Annotated in this window: 17 protein-coding genes; 14 read left to right on the top strand and 3 right to left on the bottom strand. The window is 70.0% G+C overall.

All coding sequences use genetic code 11. The annotated features are described in order from the left end of the window. Positions 1–9: 9 nt before the first annotated feature. Together G4H71_RS20810 and G4H71_RS20815 are read right to left on the bottom strand one after the other, a co-directional pair. Complete coding sequence (locus G4H71_RS20810) at positions 10–1,305, bottom strand: alkaline phosphatase family protein (protein WP_072738154.1); 1,296 nt, start codon at positions 1,303–1,305, stop codon at positions 10–12. After that, the gene (locus tag G4H71_RS20815; protein WP_072738265.1) at positions 1,302–2,981 is read right to left on the bottom strand and encodes an alkaline phosphatase D family protein; all 1,680 of its coding nucleotides are present in this window, start codon (positions 2,979–2,981) and stop codon (positions 1,302–1,304) included. The genes G4H71_RS20810 and G4H71_RS20815 overlap by 4 nt, the downstream gene beginning before the upstream one ends. A 199-nt stretch (positions 2,982–3,180) precedes the next feature. On the opposite strand from G4H71_RS20815, the gene G4H71_RS20820 reads away from it, so the two are divergent. From G4H71_RS20820 to aroB, 9 genes are all read left to right on the top strand, one after another. Further along, positions 3,181–4,629 carry a replication-associated recombination protein A gene (locus G4H71_RS20820; protein ID WP_072738155.1) on the top strand — a complete coding sequence of 483 codons (1,449 nt, stop codon included), beginning with the start codon at positions 3,181–3,183 and terminating at the stop codon, positions 4,627–4,629. Positions 4,630–4,780: 151 nt separating this feature from the next. Next, complete coding sequence (gene alaS, locus G4H71_RS20825) at positions 4,781–7,453, top strand: alanine--tRNA ligase (protein ID WP_072738156.1); 2,673 nt, start codon at positions 4,781–4,783, stop codon at positions 7,451–7,453. Between the two features lie 2 nt (positions 7,454–7,455). Continuing rightward, entirely contained in the window at positions 7,456–7,980 is a 525-nt protein-coding gene (gene ruvX / locus G4H71_RS20830) for a Holliday junction resolvase RuvX (protein ID WP_072738157.1), read from the top strand. Positions 7,981–7,982: 2 nt separating this feature from the next. Continuing rightward, positions 7,983–9,557: an endolytic transglycosylase MltG gene (locus G4H71_RS20835; RefSeq protein WP_254777835.1), complete on the top strand. Its 1,575-nt coding sequence runs from the start codon at positions 7,983–7,985 to the stop codon at positions 9,555–9,557. A 79-nt stretch (positions 9,558–9,636) separates the two neighbouring features. Further along, complete coding sequence (locus G4H71_RS20840) at positions 9,637–10,413, top strand: shikimate dehydrogenase (protein WP_246442883.1); 777 nt, start codon at positions 9,637–9,639, stop codon at positions 10,411–10,413. A gap of 109 nt (positions 10,414–10,522) precedes the next feature. Continuing rightward, positions 10,523–11,140, top strand: a complete 618-nt coding sequence (locus G4H71_RS20845; protein WP_072738159.1) for a prepilin peptidase — start codon at positions 10,523–10,525, stop codon at positions 11,138–11,140. Between the two features lie 39 nt (positions 11,141–11,179). Then, positions 11,180–12,367 (top strand): chorismate synthase, encoded by a 1,188-nt coding sequence (gene aroC, locus G4H71_RS20850; RefSeq protein ID WP_072738160.1) that lies wholly within the window; start codon positions 11,180–11,182, stop codon positions 12,365–12,367. After that, positions 12,367–12,924 carry a shikimate kinase gene (locus G4H71_RS20855; protein ID WP_072738161.1) on the top strand — a complete coding sequence of 186 codons (558 nt, stop codon included), beginning with the start codon at positions 12,367–12,369 and terminating at the stop codon, positions 12,922–12,924. Before aroC ends, G4H71_RS20855 begins: the two co-directional genes overlap by 1 nt. Positions 12,925–12,928: 4 nt before the next feature. Further along, positions 12,929–14,038, top strand: a complete 1,110-nt coding sequence (gene aroB / locus G4H71_RS20860; protein ID WP_072738162.1) for a 3-dehydroquinate synthase — start codon at positions 12,929–12,931, stop codon at positions 14,036–14,038. Positions 14,039–14,158: 120 nt separating this feature from the next. Here aroB and G4H71_RS20865 read toward each other — a convergent pair whose 3' ends face one another. Further along, entirely contained in the window at positions 14,159–14,845 is a 687-nt protein-coding gene (locus G4H71_RS20865; RefSeq protein ID WP_072738163.1) for a B-4DMT family transporter, read from the bottom strand. A 120-nt stretch (positions 14,846–14,965) separates the two neighbouring features. On the opposite strand from G4H71_RS20865, the gene G4H71_RS20870 reads away from it, so the two are divergent. The 5 genes from G4H71_RS20870 (at position 14,966) to G4H71_RS20890 (ending at position 19,078) form a co-directional block, all read left to right on the top strand. Beyond that, positions 14,966–16,057 carry a M24 family metallopeptidase gene (locus tag G4H71_RS20870; RefSeq protein ID WP_072738164.1) on the top strand — a complete coding sequence of 364 codons (1,092 nt, stop codon included), beginning with the start codon at positions 14,966–14,968 and terminating at the stop codon, positions 16,055–16,057. Between the two features lie 97 nt (positions 16,058–16,154). After that, a complete protein-coding gene (gene efp / locus G4H71_RS20875) occupies positions 16,155–16,718 on the top strand; it encodes an elongation factor P (RefSeq protein WP_072738165.1) in 564 nt (187 codons plus the stop codon). Beyond that, positions 16,719–17,282, top strand: coding sequence for a transcription antitermination factor NusB (gene nusB, locus G4H71_RS20880; RefSeq protein ID WP_072738166.1), 564 nt, complete (start codon positions 16,719–16,721; stop codon positions 17,280–17,282). It begins immediately after the preceding gene. Between the two features lie 218 nt (positions 17,283–17,500). Beyond that, on the top strand, positions 17,501–18,133 hold the full coding sequence (gene pyrR, locus G4H71_RS20885) for a bifunctional pyr operon transcriptional regulator/uracil phosphoribosyltransferase PyrR (protein WP_072738167.1): 633 nt from the start codon (positions 17,501–17,503) through the stop codon (positions 18,131–18,133). Further along, complete coding sequence (locus G4H71_RS20890) at positions 18,134–19,078, top strand: aspartate carbamoyltransferase catalytic subunit (RefSeq protein WP_072738168.1); 945 nt, start codon at positions 18,134–18,136, stop codon at positions 19,076–19,078. It begins immediately after the preceding gene. The last annotated feature ends 26 nt before the right edge of the window (positions 19,079–19,104 follow it).

Below are 19,104 nucleotides of genomic sequence, written 5' to 3' on the forward strand. Positions count from 1 at the left end.
ACCGGGTGGTCAGCGCAGGGCGTGCAGGCGCGCCCGTCCGTCCCAGCCGCCCTCGGGCGAGTCCAGCCCGAACAGCGCGGCCACGGTCGGCGCGACATCCATTGTCAGCACCGGTTCGTCGACGACCACCCCGGAGGCGAGTGCCGGGTGACCTCCGGCCACGAAGAACGGGATCGGCAGGGTCACGCCGTGGCCGTGGTTGCCGGGAATCGGGTTCGAGACCACGTGTGGGTCGCTGAACCTCCAGCCGGGGGAGCATTCGAGAACCACGTCGCCGGCCCGGGGCCCGAGTCGGGTGTCGGCGACGGGCGTCGCCGACTGGACTCCGACGGTGCCGTTCGCGATCTCGAGGATGCGGGCGATCGCGGCGTCACGGCCGTCCGGTTCACCGGTGTGATAGACGGTCTCGGCGCCGCCGTTCTGCGCGATCTCGACCCTCCCCGCGAGTAGCGGATCGGCCTCGAAGGCGCGGGAGAGGCTGACGATCTCCGTCGGCACCGACCAGTCCATCGAGTGGTCGGCCAGCACGATGACCGCGCTGCGCTCCCACCAGCCGCGCTCGCGCAGGTGGGTGACGAACCGGTGGACCTGCGCGTCGGCGTTGCGGACGGCGGCCGTCCGGGCGATTCGGGCGGACGGGCCGGAGAAGTCCAGGTGTCCGACCCGGTCCACGTCACCGAGGTTGACGAAAGTCAGGCGGGGGCGATGCTCGTCCACGATGCGGAGCAGCGCGTCCACGGTGAACTGGTCCGGAGCGTGCTCGGTACCGGGAATCAACGGAGCCGGATCCCACACGACGGAGGCGCGGTCGCCGAACAGCCCGTGCAGGTAACGCTTGGAGAGCACGCTCGCCGTGGTCAGACCCAGCTCGGTGCGGACCCGGTCGAGGACCGTGGTGCCCCAGAGGTCGTCCGGTCGATCGAGGTCCCGGGTGCCACCCAGTTCCCGGTCGAAGATCTTGTTCGTCGGCACCCCGGAGCGGTCCGGCCACACACCGCTCATCATCGCGGTGTGGTTGGGCAGAGTCTCCGCGACGTCGATCGCCTCGGCCGACGAATAGCGGGTGCCGCCCTCGGCGAGCGCGGTGAGTGCCGGAGCCAGATCCGCGCGGAGCTCGTCCGGACGCATCCCGTCGACCACGATCACGTAGACGTCGAGGTCCGCGGCGGGATCGGTGGGCTGCCCCGCGCCGGCGATCCGCGGCAGTGCCAGCCCGGTGGCGGCCGCTCCCACCGCGGCGCCGCCCGCCAGGAAGGTGCGGCGCCGGAATCCCTCGCGTGCCGCCGTTCCCGGCCGCCCGCTCATGCCCGCGCCCCGTCGTCGACGAGGGGCGCACCGGTGGGCAGCGAGCGGCCGCCACCGGCAGCCACGCGCCGACCGGCGGCATAACGCGCACCGCTGTTCGGGTCGGCGATGTCGTCGACGAAATACCAGTCCATCTGGGCAGCCTCCGCGGTGACTTCGAAGACGCCGAACCCGTGCGAATCGAGCTCGACGTAGGTGAGATGCCGGTTGACGCCCTGCAGGGCGGCCTCGATGGCCACCGACGTCGTGCGTGGCGGGGTGTGCAGGATTTCGTCGAAGTTGTTCGACGTCACCGAGGGCACCACCATCTCGGTCCCGACCGTGGGCCCGGCCGGATAGTGGGCCGGTTCGAGTGGCAGGTCCGCCGACCAGGACGTGTGGATGTCTCCGGTGAGGAAGACGGTGTCCCGGCCGGTGGCGGCGAGAGACTCGAACAACCGGCGGCGGTCCGCCTGGTATCCGTCCCACTGGTCGACGTTCACCGGGACCCCGGAGGCGGGGACGCCGAGGAGTTCGGTGAGTGCGCGGGTGCTGTCCGGGTCCAGCGGGGGGATCAGCAGGGGAGCGATCATCACCGGGTTGCCGACCAGCGTCCACTGCGCCGAAGACGTCGTCACGCCGGAGGTGAGCCACTGCATCTGGGCTTCGCCGGTGATCGACCGCGCCGGATCGTCCACGCCGCGCCACTCGGCGACCGGGGACACCTGGGCGTCGCGGTAGGTGCGCAGGTCCAGCATCGAGAGCTCGGCGAGGGTGCCGAATCGCAGCCGTCGGTACAGGCGGGCGTCGGAGGCGCCACCTCCGGCCCGGACCGGCATCCACTCGAGGTAGGCCTGCATGGCGGCGGCTCGGCGGGTGTGCCAGTCGCCCTCGGTCGCCGGATCGTGGTTCTCCGCCCCGTCGACGTACGCGTCGTTGGCGCTCTCGTGGTCGTCCCAGGTGGCGATCCACGGCAGTCGCGCGTGCAGGGCGAGAAGGTCGGGATCCGTCTTGTACTGGGCGTGCCGGATCCGGTAGTCGGCCAGCGTGACGATCTCGTGGGCCGGCTCGTGGAGGCGTACCGCGCCCGAGCGGCCCGTGTACTCGCCCTGCGGGTACTCGTAGATGTAGTCGCCCAGGTGCACGATCGCGTCGAGGTCGCCCCGGAGAGCGAGATGTCGATAGGCACCGAAGAATCCGGCCTCCCAGTTCGAGCACGAGACGACCCCGAACCGGAGTCGGCCGGGATCGGCGTCGGCGGCAGGAGCGGTGCGCGTGCGGCCCACCGGAGAGTGCTCACCTGCCACGGAGAATCGGTAGTGGTAGTCGGTGGCCGGCGCCAGGCCGGCCACGTCGACCTTGACGGTGTGATCGCGCGAGGCATCGGTGACGACGCTGCCCGAGGCGACCATCTGTGCGAATCCCGCGTCCCGTGCGATCGACCACTGCACCGGGACCGACTCGCCCCGGCCCGATCCCGGCTCGGCGTCGGCGGACGGGGTCACCCGGGTCCACAGGACGACGCCGTCCGGCAGCGGGTCGCCGGACGCGACGCCGTGGCGGAACATCGCCCCGGCCTCGGCGCGCGCGACACCGGGGACGGAGAGCGCGACGCTCGTTCCGGTGACGACGGCGGCGGTACGTAGGAAGCCGCGGCGGGTGACCGCAGGGACCGGTGAGGCTGGAGTTCGGAGCACGCGATGAATCAGACCCCATTCTGGGCGCTTGTTCAACTGTTTCGGGGGGATTCGTTGCGAGAGTTCACGAAACGTTCGCCCGGTGGACCGGAATCGGTCCGGACGGGGCGCTCCGGCCCGGCGGCCGAGCGGAGTGTCCGCGTCGGTGCCGGTCGTCGCGAATTCCGTCCCGTCGGTGTCGCCGGGTAGCGTCGAACAGGTGAGTGATCTCTTCGGAACCGGTACCGACGGAGCGGCCCCGGGGCGTCTGTTCGAGACGGCCGAGACGACGGGCCCGGCGGTGTCTGCGGACTCGTCCGTCGGAGTCGCGGCGCCGGTCCGGCCGGATGCCCCGTTGGCGGTGCGCATGCGGCCGCGCAGCCTCGACGAGGTCGTCGGGCAGCAGCACCTGCTCGGGGCGGGCGCGCCGTTGCGTCGTCTGGTCGAGGGATCCGGCGCCGCCTCGGTACTGCTGTACGGGCCGCCCGGGACGGGGAAGACGACGCTGGCGTCGCTCATCTCGGGCGCCACCGGACGCCGGTTCGAGGCCCTGTCCGCCCTGTCGGCCGGCGTCAAGGAGGTACGCGGCGTCATCGACCTGGCTCGGCGCAGGCTCCTCGCCGGCGAGCAGACCGTGCTGTTCATCGACGAGGTCCACCGGTTCTCCAAGACGCAGCAGGATGCACTGCTCGCGGCGGTGGAGAACCGGATCGTCCTGCTCGTGGCGGCCACCACGGAGAACCCGTCCTTCTCCGTCGTCTCGCCGCTGCTGTCGCGATCGCTCGTCCTGCAACTGCAATCCCTCACGTCCGCGGACATCCGCGCGCTGATCGAGCGCGCCCGCGTCGACGAACGGGGGCTGGGCGGGCGGATCGAGATCACCGACGACGCGGTGGACCATCTCGTCCGGTTGGCCGCAGGGGATGCCCGTCGCGCACTCACCGCCCTCGAGGCGGCCGCCGGGACGGTGCTCGACGCGAACGACGGTGCCGCGGGGAAGGACGGTGCCGCCGGGGAGGACGGGGCGTCGGCCACCCTGGACCTCGAGACCGTCGAGGCCAGCGTCGACAAGGCCGCCGTGCGGTACGACCGCGACGGCGACCAGCACTACGACGTCATCAGCGCGTTCATCAAGTCCATCCGCGGGTCGGACGTCGACGCGGCCCTGCACTATCTGGCGCGCATGCTCACCGCGGGCGAAGACCCACGGTTCATCGCCCGCAGGCTCGTCGTGCATGCCAGTGAGGACGTCGGGATGGCGGATCCCACCGCGCTCCAGACGGCGACGGCGGCGGCTCAGGCGGTGCAGTTGGTGGGATTGCCGGAGGCCCGCCTGGCGCTCGCGCAGGCGACGATCCATCTGGCGACCGCCCCCAAGTCCGGCGCCGTCATCGCGGCCCTCGGTGCCGCGATGGCCGACGTCGCGGCGGGCAAGTCCGGTCTCGTGCCTGCCCACCTGCGGGACGGGCACTACGCCGGGGCGAAGCAACTCGGCAATGCCGTCGGCTATCGCTATCCCCACGACCACCCGGACGGGGTGCTGGCCCAGCAGTATCCGCCCGACGAGCTGGTCGGCGTGGACTACTACACGCCGAGCGGCCACGGTGTGGAACGCGGAATCCGCGAACGCCTCGGCAAGCTGCGTTCGATCGTGCGCGGGAAACGGTGACCACGCTGCGGGCGTGAGCGCCGTCACCGACGGTGTCCGCGGGCGGTTCCGCGGAGCTCGACGGTTAAGCTGAACAGTGGTGTTTTTCCCGGCGGCTGCCGGGAGTTCCCCGTGTCCGCCGCTCCCGAGACAGACCATAAGGACCATCGACGTGCAGACCCACGAGATTCGCCGGCGCTTCCTCGACCACTTCGTCAAGGCGGGCCACACCGAGGTCGCCAGCGCATCGCTGCTGCTGGACGATCCGAATCTGCTGTTCGTCAATGCCGGCATGGTCCAATTCGTGCCCTACTTCCTCGGCCAGCAGACACCCCCGTACTCCACCGCCACGAGCGTGCAGAAGTGTGTGCGCACCCTCGACATCGAGAACGTCGGCATCACCACCCGGCACAACACGTTCTTCCAGATGGCGGGCAATTTCTCCTTCGGCGACTACTTCAAGCGTGAGGCCATCACGCACGCGTGGGCGCTGCTGACGTCGCCGATCGACGAGGGTGGCTACGGCTTCGATCCCGAGCGGCTGTGGGTGACGGTCTACCTCGACGACGACGAGGCCCGCGACATCTGGCGGGACGAGGTCGGCATCCCCGAGGAGCGCATCCAGCGGCGCGGAATGGCCGACAACTACTGGTCCATGGGCATTCCCGGTCCTTGCGGACCGTGCTCGGAGATCTACTACGACCGCGGACCCGAGTTCGGCGAGGACGGCGGTCCCGAGGCGGACGAGGACCGTTACCTGGAGATCTGGAACCTCGTCTTCATGCAGAACGAGCGTGGGGAGGGCACCGGCAAGGACAGCTTCGAGATCCTCGGGCCACTGCCGAAGAAGAACATCGACACCGGCATGGGCGTCGAACGCGTGGCGTTCCTGCTGCAGGGTGTCGACAACGTCTACGAGACCGACCTGGTGCGTCCCGTCATCGCCAAGGCCGAGGAACTGTCCGGCCGCACCTACGGGCGGGACCACGAGGACGACGTCCGGTTCCGGGTGATCGCCGACCACGCCCGCACCGCCGCCATGCTCATCGCGGACGGTGTGAACCCGGGCAACGACGGACGTGGTTACGTGCTGCGCCGGCTGCTGCGCCGGATCGTCCGCTCGGCGAAGTTGCTCGGCGCCGACCGGCCGTCGATGCGCGAGTTCGTCACGGTCGTGCGCGACACGATGGCGCCCTCGTACCCGGTCCTCGAGACCGACTTCGACCGGATCTCCACCGTCGCCGTCGGCGAGGAGACCGCGTTCCTCAAGACCCTGGCCTCCGGTTCGCGGCTGTTCGAGAACGCCGCCTCCGAGGTCAAGGCGGCCGGCAAGAAGGTCATCGGCGGGGACGAGGCCTTCGCACTGCACGACACGTACGGATTCCCCATCGATCTCACCCTCGAGATGGCATCCGAGGCGGGCCTGAGCGTCGACGAGGACGGCTTCCGGACACTCATGGCCGAGCAGCGCACGCGCGCCAAGGAAGATGCGCAGGCCCGCAAGCACGCGCACGCAGACCTGAGTGTCTACAAGGAACTGGTCGACCGCGGTCCGACCGAGTTCACCGGCTTCGAGGAACTGGTCACCGAGTCGTCGGTCCTCGCCCTGATCTCGAACGGTGTCCGGGTCCCGACCGCCGCCGCGGGTCAGGATGTCGAGATCGTCCTGGACCGCAGCCCGCTGTACGCCGAATCCGGCGGCCAGATCGCCGATCGCGGCACCATCACCGCATCCGGACTCCGCGTTCGGGTCAACGACGTGCAGAAGATCGCGAAGAAGCTGTGGGTCCACAAGGTGACGGTCGAACAGGGGCAGATCACCGAGGGCGACACCGTCCTCACCCAGGTCGACGCCGACTGGCGTAAGGGCGCCACCCAGGGGCACTCCGGCACGCACATGGTGCACGCCGCGCTGCGACAGGTCCTCGGCCCCAACGCGGTGCAGGCGGGCTCACTCAACAAGCCGGGCTACCTGCGTTTCGACTTCTCCTGGCAGGGTGCGCTCACCGAAGCGCAGAAGCAGGACATCGAGGCCGTGACCAACGAGGCAGTGGCCGCGAACTATGCCGTGAACACCTTCGTCACCGATCTCGACAAGGCGAAGTCGATGGGCGCGATGGCGCTCTTCGGCGAGAACTACGGCGACGAGGTCCGGGTCGTGGAGATCGGCGGACCCTTCTCCATGGAACTCTGCGGCGGGACCCACGTCGGATCGTCCGCGCAGATCGGGCAGGTCACACTTCTCGGCGAGCAGTCCGTCGGCTCCGGCATCCGGCGCGTCGAGGCCTACGTGGGATTGGACTCGTACCGCCACCTGGCCAAGGAGCGCGCGCTCCTCGCCGGACTCTCCGCATCCCTGAAGGTCCCCGCGGAGGAGGTCCCCGCACGCGTCGAATCCCTCGTGGAGCGGCTCCGCGTGGCGGAGAAGCAACTCGAGGCGACTCGTGCCAAGGCGGTTCTCGCCGCAGCCGGTGAGTTCGCCGAGAAGGCGCAGCGCATCGGCGCGGTCCGGCTCGTCGCCGACGCCGCGCCCGCGGGCGTGTCCGCGGGAGACCTGCGCACTCTCGTCGGTGACATCCGCGGGAGGCTCGGGAACGATCCGGCCGTCGTGATCCTGCTCGGCGACGTGGACGGCAAGGTTCCGTTCGTCGTGGCCGCGAACAAGGCGGCCCAGGAACTCGGGATCCGCGCCGGTGAGCTCGTCGCGTCGTTCGGACCGAAGATCGCCGGGCGCGGTGGCGGCAAGGCGGACATGGCGCAGGGATCCGGGGCCGACCCCAGCGGCGTCCAGGCGGCGCTGGACGCGGTGCGGGCTCGTGTCGCCGAACTGGCGGGAAGCAACTAGCGGTGCTCGCCGGTGAGCCGGATCGTCCCGGTACCGACGACCCCGGGCGTGGACGGCGGATCGGAATCGACGTGGGAAGCGTCCGGATCGGGGTGTCCTCGAGTGATCCGGACGGGATTCTCGCCACCCCGGTGGAGACGGTGCCGCGGGCGAAGGACCGGGGTCCCGACGCGCCGGACATCCGGCGGATCGCCGACATTGTCACGGAATACGAGGCGGTGGAGGTTATCGTCGGTCTGCCGCGAACCCTGCGCGGAGAGCGGGGCAAGGCGGCGTCGGTCGCGGTGGCGTTCGCGACACGACTGCGTCGAGCCGTCGAGCCGGTACCGGTACGGTTGGCCGACGAACGGTTGACCACGGTGGCCGCGTCGCGTGCGATGCGGGACAGCGGAGTCGACGCCCGGGGCCAGCGCCAGGTCATCGACCAGGCCGCCGCGGTGGCGATATTGCAGGGATGGCTGGACGAGCGGAGCAGGTCGGTGCACATCGAGGACACGCGAGCAGACGAGAACGGGGGCGGGCCGTAGCCGTGAGTGATCAGTGGCGTCCTGTCGGGGAGAACGCACACTACGGCCGGCGTGCGCCGGGACCGGGCGATCGGTACGTACCGGAGGAGGGGCCCGAGTCCGCCGACACGGGCTATTCCGATCCGGGCTACGCGGAACCGGCGTACCAGGATTCGGGATACTCGGGCTACTCGGACTCGGGCTACTCGGACGCCGGCTATGCGGACGCCGGCTATGCGGACGCCGAGTACGAGGATCGGGAGTACCGCGACGGCTACGGCGAGTCCGCCGACTACGCCGATCCTCCTGAGTATGCCGATCGTCCCCCTTACACCGATCGCCCCCGGTACGACGACGAGACCCAGGTGATCCGGGCGATCCCCGCGGAGGTGGGGGTGGCCTCCCACGGGTCCCGTGCCCAGGCCCGCCGCCGGCGCCAGGCCAGCGACCGCCGCCGGCGCCGCGGAAAGTGGGTCGGCAGCCTCGCCGCGGTGATGGTTCTGGTCGTACTCGGTGGACTCCTGTTCGTCGGCGGCAAGGTGTTCTTCGGTGCCGACGACCCGCCGGCCGATTACGCCGGGCCCGGTGGTGAGCCGGTGGTCGTCGAGGTCAGCCCGGGGGACACCGCCGAGCAGATCGCCCGCTCGATGGCGGACAAGGATGTCGTGGCGAGCTCCAACGCGTTCTACCGCGCGGCGCTGCTGGACGAGGGAATGAACACCGTCCAACCCGGCTTCTACAGCATCCCGAGCCGGATACCCGCAGCACAGGCGGTCAGTGCGCTCGTCGCGCCCGGTGCGCGGGTCGGACACATGGTGATCTCCGAGGGACGCCAACTACACGACTCGCGGGACGTGCAGACCGAGGCGGTGAAGAAGGGGATCTACACGCTCATCGCGGAAGCGAGCTGCATCGGCGCCGAGGGAGCGCAGCAGTGCATCGAGTACGACGAGCTGAACACCGCCGGTGCCGGGGATCTCGCCGATCTCGGGGTACCCGACTGGGCTGCGGACGCGGTGGCGAACGTCCCGGACCGCGACCGGCAGCTGGAAGGACTCATCGCGGCCGGCAGTTGGGACTTCGACCCGACCGCGGACCCGACCGCGATCCTGCGCAAGCTCGTCACCGAGAGTGCGGCCGCGTACGAGGAGACCGGGATCCGTACCGCGGGTGGCCATGTCGGGATGACGCCGTACGAGGTGTTGATCTCCGCGTCCCTGGTCGAGCGTGAGGCGAAGCCGGACGACTTCGCCAAGGTCGCGCGGGTCATCGTGAATCGCCTCGCGATCGGCCAGCCGTTGCAGTTCGACTCCACCGTCAACTACTCCCTGGACACCACGGAACTGGCCACGACCGACGCCGACCGCGCCGAGGTCACGCCGTGGAACACCTACGCCAGCCCGGGACTGCCCGCCACGCCGATCGCGTCGCCGAGCATCGCGGCGCTGCAGGCGGCCGAGGCCCCCGAGCAGGGGGACTGGACGTACTTCGTCACCATCGACCAAGCCGGTACCACGCTGTTCTCCAACAGCTACGACGAGCATCTGTCGAACACCCGGCATGCTCTGCAGAGCGGAATTCTCGACAGTGGCCGCTGAGTTCTCCTCGGCTGGCCCGGCGTTCTCCTCGGCCGGCCCGGCGGCACCCGCGCGCAAGGCCGCTGTTCTCGGCTCACCGATCGCGCACTCGCGTTCCCCACAACTGCACCTGGCGGCGTATCGCGCTCTCGGACTTGTCGAGTGGACCTACGACCGGATCGAGTGCACCGCCGAGCAACTACCCGGGCTGGTCGCGGGCCTCGGCCCGGAATGGATCGGCCTGTCGGTGACGATGCCCGGGAAGATCGCCGCGCTCGAATTCGCCGACGTCCGGACGGAGCGGGCGATGATCGTCGGGTCCGCGAACACCCTGGTCCGCACCGCCGACGGCTGGCGGGCGGACTGTACCGACGTCGACGGCGTCAGTGGGGCGTTGCTCGATGCCGGTCTCGGTGACGTCACCGGGGGCCGGGCGGTCGTCGTGGGCGCTGGTGGCACTGCGCGTCCCGCGCTCGTCGCGTTGGCCGGGTTGGGGGTCGAGTCGGTCACCGTGGTCGCGCGGGACCGAGCGCGCGCGGACGGCGCGATCGACTGCGCCGCCGCGGTGGGTCTCGCCGTGGAATGGCTGGCGCTGGACGACGCCCGTCTGGCGGAGGTGTCCGCGCGGTCCGAGGTCCTCGTCGGAACCGTTCCCGCGGCTGCAGCGGCGCCGTTCGCCGATGCGCTCGGCCGTGCCCCGTTCGTCCTCGACGCGATCTACGATCCGTGGCCGACGCCACTCGCCGAGGCGGTCGCGGCCCGCGGGGGCACGGTCGTCGGCGGCCTGTCGATGTTGCTGAACCAGGCGTTCGGACAGGTGGAGCAATTCACCGGCCGGCCGGCACCGCGCGCGGCGATGGCGGCAGCGCTGCACTGAGCGAGCCACCGACCGGGCCGTTGTCCACAGGCTCGCATCGATCCACAGACCTGTTCGCAGGGCACCGGACCCGGACCGAGGTGCGGGCCGCTCGTTCCATGCTGACGGCATGGACGCAGGGATGTCGCCGTGGCCGCTCGTCGGAATGCTCGTGCTGGGTGCGGTGCTGGGGACGGCGGCCGGTGTACTCGCCCGGCTCGCTGCCCGCCGTGCCGTCGGCGCGGCCGTCGCGGCGGGACGATACGAAGCCGCGGGGGCGATCGGCGGGGCGCTCGCTGCCGGAATCACCGACGGGCCGGCCGAGACGTCGGCCGCCGTGGCACTGATCGGATGGTGTCTGAGCCTGTGCGCGACCGACCTCCGAGTCCACCGACTGCCGAATGTGCTGACCCTGCCGGGATTCGCCCTGATCGTCGCCTACGCCGCAGCCGGTGGGCGGGCCGCGACGTGCGTTCTCGCGGGTGTCGTTCTCGCCGGGCTGTACGGCGCGGTGTGGCTCGTCTCGCCCGCGTCGATGGGAGCGGGTGATGTCAAGCTGGCGCTGGGGATCGGGGCGGTCACCGGCCTCGCGGGCGCCACCGTGTGGCTGTGTGCCGCCGTGCTCGCGCCGATCCTGACCGCAGGGTGGGGTATCGCGTCGGTGCGGCGCACCGGAGGGCGCGTCCCGCACGGGCCGTCGATGTGCCTCGCGGCACTCGGCGCTCTCGCCGTGGCCTCGTGGGGGTGACGGACCGGCATCGGCGGCAGTCGTGGAAAGATAGCGGATGTGCTGCGCTGGATAACTGCTGGAGAGTCCCACGGACCTGCCCTCGTGTCGATGCTCGAGGGAATGGTGGCCGGGGTGGAGATCACGACCGAGGAGATCTCGGCACAACTTGCCCGCCGACGGCTGGGATACGGCCGGGGCGCTCGGATGAAGTTCGAGGCGGACAAGGTCACCGTTCTCGGTGGCGTCCGTCACGGCCTCACGCTGGGCGGACCCATCGCCGTCGAGATCGGCAACACCGAGTGGCCGAAGTGGGAAACCATCATGGCAGCGGACCCGGTCGATCCGGCGCTGCTCGAGGACCAGGCACGCAATGCGCCACTCACGCGGCCTCGGCCCGGTCACGCCGACTACGCGGGCATGCTCAAGTACGGCTTCGACGACGCGCGGCCCGTGCTCGAGCGGGCCAGCGCCCGGGAGACCGCCGCACGCGTGGCGGCGGGCACCGTCGCACGCAACATGCTGCGCCAGCTGTTCGGTGTGGAAGTGCTTTCGCACGTGATCTCGATCGGTGCGAGCGCGCCCTACGACGGCCCGGTGCCGAGCCCGCAGGACGCGGCCGCGATCGACGCCAGCCCCGTCCGCGCGGCCGACGAGGCATCCACCACCGCGATGGTCGAGGAGATCGACGCGGCCAAGCGGGACGGCGACACTCTCGGCGGGATCGTCGAGGTCGTCGTGCACGGACTGCCCGTGGGCCTGGGCTCGTTCGTCTCCGGAGCGGAACGGCTGGACGCGCGTCTCGCCGCGGCACTCATGGGGATTCAGGCGATCAAGGGTGTCGAGGTGGGCGACGGCTTCGAGACCGCTCGTCGCCGCGGCAGCGTCGCGCACGACGAGATCACGCCTGGACCGGACGGGATCGCCCGTGCGACCAACCGGGCGGGAGGGCTCGAGGGGGGCATGACCAACGGTCAGCCCCTGCGGGTCCGCGCGGCGATGAAGCCGATCTCCACCGTCCCCCGCGCGTTGTCGACCATCGACATGTCGACGGGCGAGGAGGCGGTCGCGATCCATCAGCGCTCGGACGTCTGTGCGGTTCCCGCAGCGGGAGTGGTGGCCGAGGCGATGGTGGCGCTCGTCGTCGCCCAGGCAGCGCTCGAGAAGTTCGGTGGGGACTCGATCGAGGAGACCCGGTCCAACTTCCGTCGCTACGCCGACGCGATCGCGCTCCGCCCGCCGCACTGATGTCGCCGCGGGCCGTCCTCGTCGGGCCTCCCGGTGCCGGCAAGTCCACCATCGGCAGACGCCTCGCCCAGGCTCTCGAGGTGCCGCTGCTCGACACGGACGTCGCGATCGAGGAAACCGCCGGGCGCACCATCCCCGAGATCTTCGCCGCCGACGGCGAGCCCGCGTTCCGGGCACTCGAGGAGGAGGTCGTCGCGAAGGCGCTCGCCGAGCACGACGGCGTGGTGTCGCTGGGCGGGGGAGCCGTGCTCTCGCCGAACACGCGGCGGCTGCTCGCGGGACACACGGTCGTCTATCTCGAGATCAGTGTGTCCGAGGGTCTCAAGCGAACCGGCGGCAACACCGGCCGCCCCCTGTTGACCGGCGGCGATCCACGGGCGAAGTATCAGGAACTGATGCGACGACGCCGACCGCTGTACCGGAAGGTGGCCACCCTCCGGATCCGCACGGACGGACGCAGTCCGGGACGCGTCGTGCGCCAACTGGTGGCCGAACTGACACGGGACCGGAACACCGGGGCCCCTCAGGAATTCGATGTCGAGAAACGGGAGCAGTGACGAAGTGACCGAACCGGTACGCGTAGAGGTACAGACGGCGGACCCCTATCCCGTGGTGATCGGCCGAGGTCTGCTGGGTGATCTCGTCGAGGAACTCGAGGGCACGCGGACCGTGGCGATCTTCCACCAGCCGCCGCTCGCCGAGACCGCCGAGGTGATCCGGAGTTCGCTGGCCGAGAAGGGGATCGACGCCCACCGCATCGAGATCCCGGATGCCGAGGACGGCAAGGAACTGGCCGTCGCGGGCTTCTGCTGGGAGGTCCTCGGGCGGATCGGACTGAGCCGCAGAGACGCCGTGGTCAGCCTCGGTGGGGGAGCCGCCACCGATCTCGCGGGCTTCGTGGCGGCCACCTGGATGCGCGGTGTGCGCGTCGTGCACGTTCCCACGACGTTGCTCGCGATGGTCGACGCCGCCGTCGGTGGCAAGACCGGAATCAACACGGAGGCCGGGAAGAACCTGGTCGGGGCGTTCCACGAGCCGTCCGCGGTGTTCGTGGACCTGGCCACGCTCGAGACTGTGCCACGCAACGAGATCGTCGCCGGGATGGCCGAGGTGATCAAGACGGGGTTCATCGCGGACCCGATCATCCTCGACCTGATCGAGGCCGATCCCGAGGCCGCGTTGGACCCGGCGGGAGCCGTGCTGCCCGAACTGATCCGTCGTTCGGTGGAGGTCAAGGCGAACGTGGTCGCGGCCGACCTCCGCGAATCGGACCTGAGGGAGATCCTCAACTACGGCCACACCCTCGGCCACGCGATCGAACGGCGTGAGCGGTACCGCTGGCGGCACGGCGCGGCCGTCGCGGTGGGCCTGGTCTTCGCCGCGGAGCTGGGGCGCCTGGCAGGTCGGCTCGACGACGAGACCGCGGACCGGCACCGCCGCATTCTCGAGGCCGTCGGCCTGCCCACGACGTACGACGCCGACGCCTTCGGGCAGTTGCTCGAAGGCATGCAGACGGACAAGAAGAACCGCGCCGGTCGGCTGAGGTTCGTGGTGCTCGACGGCCTGGCGAAGCCGGGCCGTCTGGAGGGCCCGGACCCGTCGCTCCTGGTGGCAGCGTATTCGGCGATCGGCCGGGACGAGGCGCCCGGCGGCGGCGCGATCCTGCTCTGATCTGCGGCTCTGCGGCTTCCGGCCTCGACGCAGTGGGGAACGAGACAGGCCCCGTGGACTCTTCCACGGGGCCTGTCTCGTCGTAGGGTGCAGCTCCGGCGGTTGCCGCCGTTCTGGTGTCTAGCGCTGGTCGTCGCGGTACCACTGCTCGGTGGGCGCGTCTTCGGAAGGCGGGGACGGATCCTCGGTGACGGCCTCGAAGACGGTGGTGTCGGCGTTCGGGTCCACCGACCCGTCCCCGTAGTGGTGCTCCGTCTCCCCGAACGAGTCGGTCTCGTGGGCTTCCGGCGCGTATCCGGCTCCGTAGGCCATCGTCGCGCCGGGCGCGGCGGCCGCGCCGACCGGAACCGACGCGTCGGCGGCGGGCGAGACGTGGGCGGGTCCGCTGCGTCGACCGGCCACGAACCGGGCGATCGCGGACGTGATGATCGCGGGGACGAAGATGAGCAGAATCGTGAACGCCGCACCGGAAGTGAGCTCGAAGAACAGCGAGTTGCTGGTCACGTTCAGGCCGGGGACGAAGTTGAGGATCCAGCAGATCACCGCGGAGAGGAAGGCGCCGAGGACGCCGGCCTGCAGCCACCGCATCGTGAGGTCGCTGCCGGTGTCCTCCTCCGGGTGCCTGCGGCTGTCCGCGGCGGCATCGAGCCACCCCCATCCGGCGGCGGCGACCACGACCACGACGAGGCCGAGGAACCGGAACGTCGAGCCCTGGAGCGGCCACTGGGTGAGGGCCACCCCGAGGAACGTCCGTACCAGAACATGTATCAGGGCCATGCCGAGGCCGCGTACCACCCACGCATTCATGCGGACAGGGTACCTCCGGTGTGTGTTGCACCCCACACCCGGAGCGGATTCACGTCGTACGGGCGACGGGGTCGCGCGCCGGAGCAGCGGGTCCGGCTGGTCCGGCGGTACGTTGAACCGATGCCTGCCGATTTCGGACGCCGCCGCGAGGCACTGCGCCGTGTACTCGCCGACCAGGGGTGCGAGGCGATCCTCGTCACCGATCTGCTCAACATCCGCTATCTCACCGGCTTCACCGGCTCGCAGGCCGCGCTGCTGGTCCGTGCTGCGGGGGAGGACGGGACGGTCGTGTGCACCGACGGCCGGTACGTCACGCAGGTCGCGGAGCAGGTTCCGGATCTGCCGGCCGAGATCGCCCGCGCGAGTGCGGTCCACCTCCTGGAGAAGGCCGTCGCGGACGGTGTGGGTTCGCTCGGTTTCGAGAGTCACGTCGTGACCGTCGACCAGTTCCGGACCTGGGAGCCGTTGGTGTCGCCGAGCCGGCTGGTGTCGACGCCGCATCTGGTCGAAGCGCTGCGTGCGATCAAGGACGAATTCGAGATCGGCCGCCTGCGGGCGGCCTGTGCGTGTGCCGACGCCGCCCTCGCGGACCTGCTCGACCAGGGTGGACTGCGCCCGGGCCGGACGGAGAAGCAGGTCCGCCGTGATCTCGAGAACCTCATGTTCGACCACGGCGCCGACGCGGTCTCCTTCGAGACCATCGTCGCCACCGGCGCGAACTCGGCGGTGCCCCATCACCGTCCCACCGACGCGGTACTCGCCCACGGCGACTTCGTGAAACTCGACTTCGGTGCCCGGATCGGCGGCTACCACTCCGACATGACCCGCACCTACGTGCTCGGCGCCGCGGCGCAGTGGCAGCGCGACGTCTACGAGCTCGTCGCGCGGTCGCAGGCGGCGGGCCGGGCGGCGCTGGTACCCGGCACCGAGGTGGCCGCCGTCGACGGTGCGGCGCGGCGGGTGATCGCCGATGCCGGATACGGGGACCTGTTCGTGCACGGCCTCGGGCACGGTGTCGGACTCGAGATTCACGAAGCGCCCGGAATCGGTCAGCGGGGCACCGGTACACTTTCGGTCGGTGCGGCGGTGACCGTCGAGCCGGGTGTGTACTTCTCCGGGCGCGGTGGCGTCCGGATCGAGGACACGCTCGTGGTGCGCGAACAGGGCCCGGAATTGCTCACGCTCACCGACAAGGAACTGACCGTGGTGTGACCTCACTCGATGTGCGGTGGCTCGTCGCCCGGGTCGGGTCCGACCGGCGGCTGTGACGGACACCGGCGGGTGCAACGAACAAGGAGACGCGAAGTAAGTGGCAGACACCAGTGATTTCAAGAACGGTCTCGTGCTGAAGATCGAGGGCCAGCTCTGGCAGATCCTCGAGTTCCAGCACGTCAAGCCCGGCAAGGGGCCGGCTTTCGTGCGTACGAAGATCAAGAACGTGCTCTCGGGCAAGACCGTCGACAAGACCTGGAACGCCGGCGTCAAGGTCGAGACCGCAACGGTCGACCGCCGTGACATGACGTACCTGTACCACGACGGCACCGACTACATCTTCATGGACGGCCAGACCTACGACCAGCTGTCGATCAGCCCGGAGACCGTCGGTGACGGCGCCCGCTTCCTGCTGGAGAACATGCAGGTCCAGGTCGCCACGCACGAGGACGCCCCGCTGTTCGTCGAGCTGCCCGTCACGGTCGAGCTCGAGGTCAAGCACACCGACCCCGGCCTGCAGGGCGACCGTTCGACCGGTGGGACCAAGCCGGCGACACTCGAGACCGGTGCCGAGATCCAGGTTCCGCTGTTCATCAACATCGGTGACAAGCTGAAGGTCGACTCGCGCGACGGCAACTACCTCGGGCGTGTGAATTCCTGAGTGTCCGGTACGCACAAGAAGCTCGGCGCGCGGCACAAGGCACGGAAGCGCGCCGTCGATTTCCTCTTCGAAGCCGAGGCTCGCGACCTCGACCCGGTCGACCTCGCCGGTGACCGGGCGGACCTCGCGGCCAAGGACGATTCGGTCGCGCCGGTGCCGGGATACACGGTGACATTGGTCACCGGCGTCGCGGAGAACCTGGACCGGATCGACTCCGTCATCGAGTCGCATCTGCAGGATTGGACTCTCGATCGGCTCCCCGCCGTGGACCGGGCAATTCTGCGCCTGGCGGTGTGGGAGTTGTTCCATGCCGCCGACGTCCCGCCGGTCGTGGCGGTGGACGAGGCCGTCGAGCTGGCGAAACAGCTGTCGACCGACGATTCTCCCGGCTTCGTCAACGGAGTTCTCGGACAGGTCGTCCTCGTCGCGCCGCAGGTGCGGTCGGCCGCCGCCGCCACCTCGCAGCGTGCCGCCGAGACCGAATCCACCGCAGACGCCCGGGAATCGGCGGACGTCGACGTTCCCGCCGAGGCGCAGCAGGGGCCGTCGGACCCGACCGACTGATCCACCGACGCACTGGACCCCTCCCTCCTCGTGGGTGAAGGTGGCTTTCGACCGGTCTGACCGGTCGAAAGCCACCTTCACCCGGTTGTGGGCCGGGGGAGGAGGTGAACGTGGGTGTCTGAGGGCGGGTGCGGTGCGATCTCCGGTCGCTGCTACGATGGCCCACGTCAGGCATCCTTTAACGATCCGTCCAGTGAGGCGGAGAAGGAGGTCGTTGTATGCGCGTGCCCGAGGGCTCACGCCCTGCCGATGATGCGGCAGATCCAACACCACCCGCAGCGGCTCGTGAGCTGCTGTCCGCCGCCGATGTCGGCCGGACGATCGCCCGTATCGCGCACCAGGTCATCGAGAAGACCGCGCTGGATGCGGCAGGCGGCTCCGAATCCGAGGACGGCGACGCAGCCCGCGTCGTCCTCATCGGAATCCCGACGCGCGGCACCACCCTCGCCACTCGGCTGGCGGACCGGATCGAGGAATTCTCCGGCATCCGCCCACCCACCGGCTCTCTCGACATCACGTTGTATCGCGACGATCTGCGCACGAAACCGCACCGACCCCTGGAACGCACCTCGGTGCCCGAAGGCGGGGTCGACGACGCGCTCGTGATCCTCGTCGACGACGTTCTCTTCTCCGGCCGCTCCGTGCGCTCGGCGCTCGACGCTCTTCGCGATCTCGGGCGGCCTCGCGGAGTACAGCTCGCCGTGCTGGTCGACCGCGGACACCGTGAACTTCCGCTGCGAGCCGACTACGTCGGCAAGAACGTCCCCACCGCACGCAGCGAGGATGTCAGCGTCCTGCTCGCCGAACACGACGGCCGCGACGCGGTCATGATCTCCGGGGGTAAGAGCTAAGTGAAGCATCTGCTGTCGATCGCCGATCTGGATCGGGAGTCGGCCACCTCGCTCCTCGACGAGGCGGAGCGATTCGAGCAGGCGCTGCTCGGCCGTGAGGTCCGCAAGCTGCCCACCCTGCGCGGCCGCACCGTGATGACGGTCTTCTTCGAGAACTCCACCCGCACCCGGGTGTCGTTCGAGGTCGCGGGCAAGTGGATGAGCGCCGACGTCATCAACGTCAGCGCGTCGAGTTCCTCGGTGTCCAAGGGCGAATCGCTGCGGGACACCGCGATGACCCTGCGCGCAGCCGGGGCCGACGCGCTGATCGTGCGTCACCCGTCGTCCGGTGCCGCGCACCAGATCGCGCGGTGGACCGGTGGCATGGACGACGGCGGTCCGGCGGTGATCAACGCGGGCGACGGCACTCACGAGCATCCGACGCAGGCGCTTCTCGACGCACTGACCCTGCGGCAGCGGCTCGGATCCGTCGAGGGCAGGCGTATCGCCGTCGTCGGCGACATCCTGCACAGCCGGGTCGCCCGCTCCAACGCGTTGCTGCTGTCGATGCTCGGTGCCGAGGTCGTCCTCGTCGCCCCGCCGACCCTGCTTCCGGTCGGGGTCGAGACGTGGCCGGTGACGGTCGCGCATTCCCTCGACGCGGAACTGCCGGGGCTGGACGCCGTGCTGATGCTCCGGGTACAGGCCGAGCGGATGAACGGCGGGTTCTTTCCCTCGCAACGTGAGTACTCGATCAACTACGGCCTCAACGACAGGCGACTGGGAATGCTCCCGGATCACGCGGTCGTGCTGCATCCCGGCCCGATGCTGCGCGGCATGGAGATTGCTTCCGCGGTGGCCGACTCGCCGCGCGCCGCGGTGCTGCAGCAGGTGACCAACGGGGTGCACATGCGGATGGCGGTCCTGTTCCGGCTGCTCGTCGGAGCCGAGGAGGCCGCGGTATGAGTGGGAACAGAACAGGAGATGCAGTG

It is taken from the genome of Rhodococcus triatomae, from assembly GCF_014217785.1.
GTDB classification, from domain to species: Bacteria; Actinomycetota; Actinomycetes; order Mycobacteriales; family Mycobacteriaceae; genus Rhodococcus_F; species Rhodococcus_F triatomae.

Coding starts and splice junctions, on each gene's coding strand:
- G4H71_RS20810 (WP_072738154.1), bottom strand. CDS start 1,305: ATGAGCGGGCGGCCGGGAACGGCGGCACGCGAGGGATTCCGGCGCCGC.
- G4H71_RS20845 (WP_072738159.1), top strand. CDS start 10,523: ATGGACGCAGGGATGTCGCCGTGGCCGCTCGTCGGAATGCTCGTGCTG.
- G4H71_RS20855 (WP_072738161.1), top strand. CDS start 12,367: ATGTCGCCGCGGGCCGTCCTCGTCGGGCCTCCCGGTGCCGGCAAGTCC.
- G4H71_RS20865 (WP_072738163.1), bottom strand. CDS start 14,845: ATGAATGCGTGGGTGGTACGCGGCCTCGGCATGGCCCTGATACATGTT.
- G4H71_RS20870 (WP_072738164.1), top strand. CDS start 14,966: ATGCCTGCCGATTTCGGACGCCGCCGCGAGGCACTGCGCCGTGTACTC.
- pyrR (WP_072738167.1), top strand. CDS start 17,501: ATGCGCGTGCCCGAGGGCTCACGCCCTGCCGATGATGCGGCAGATCCA.